This window comes from Ureibacillus sinduriensis BLB-1 = JCM 15800 (assembly GCF_000772955.1).
GTDB classification, from domain to species: Bacteria; Bacillota; Bacilli; order Bacillales_A; family Planococcaceae; genus Ureibacillus; species Ureibacillus sinduriensis.
Map to the genome: position 1 here is coordinate 1 of NZ_JPVO01000006.1, position 673 is coordinate 673.

Below are 673 nucleotides of genomic sequence, written 5' to 3' on the forward strand. Positions count from 1 at the left end.
ACTGACTTGTAATCAGTAGGTCGAGGGTTCGACTCCTTTCGCCGGCATCCTTTTTTTCGGAGGGGTAGCGAAGTGGCTAAACGCGGCGGACTGTAAATCCGCTCCTTCGGGTTCGGCGGTTCGAATCCGTCCCCCTCCACCATTTGCAAGAGCCATTAGCTCAGTGGTAGAGCATCTGACTTTTAATCAGAGGGTCGAAGGTTCAAGTCCTTCATGGCTCACCAGTTTTATAAATTATGCTATGCCAGCATTAACTTTTGTACATGCGGAAGTAGTTCAGTGGTAGAACACCACCTTGCCAAGGTGGGGGTCGCGAGTTCGAACCTCGTCTTCCGCTCCAATTATGCCGGGGTGGCGGAACTGGCAGACGCACAGGACTTAAAATCCTGCGGTAGGTGACTACCGTACCGGTTCGATTCCGGTCCTCGGCACCATTCATAAATAGCGCCCGTAGCTCAATTGGATAGAGCGTCTGACTACGGATCAGAAGGTTGTGGGTTCGACTCCTGCCGGGCGCGCCAATATTACGAGAAGTAGCTCAGCTTGGTAGAGCACTTGGTTTGGGACCAAGGGGTCGCAGGTTCGAATCCTGTCTTCTCGACCATTTAAACTTATTAATCACTTTATTTTGGGGCCTTAGCTCAGCTGGGAGAGCGCCTGCCTTGCACGCAGG

6 tRNA genes are annotated in these 673 nt (G+C 52.3%); all 6 read left to right on the forward strand.

From position 1 onward, the window contains the following. The first annotated feature begins 58 nt into the window (after positions 1 to 58). The 6 genes from CD33_RS00080 (at position 59) to CD33_RS00105 (ending at position 604) form a co-directional block, all read left to right on the forward strand. Positions 59 to 142: transfer RNA gene (locus tag CD33_RS00080), tRNA-Tyr, on the forward strand. Positions 143 to 149: 7 nt separating this feature from the next. Further along, positions 150 to 224: transfer RNA gene (locus CD33_RS00085), tRNA-Lys, on the forward strand. A gap of 41 nt (positions 225 to 265) precedes the next feature. Next, positions 266 to 340, forward strand: a tRNA-Gly gene (locus CD33_RS00090). A 5-nt stretch (positions 341 to 345) separates the two neighbouring features. Continuing rightward, a tRNA-Leu gene (locus tag CD33_RS00095) sits at positions 346 to 434 on the forward strand. 10 nt (positions 435 to 444) lie between these two features. Further along, positions 445 to 521: transfer RNA gene (locus CD33_RS00100), tRNA-Arg, on the forward strand. A gap of 6 nt (positions 522 to 527) precedes the next feature. After that, positions 528 to 604 (forward strand) — tRNA-Pro (locus CD33_RS00105). Positions 605 to 673: the final 69 nt, after the last annotated feature.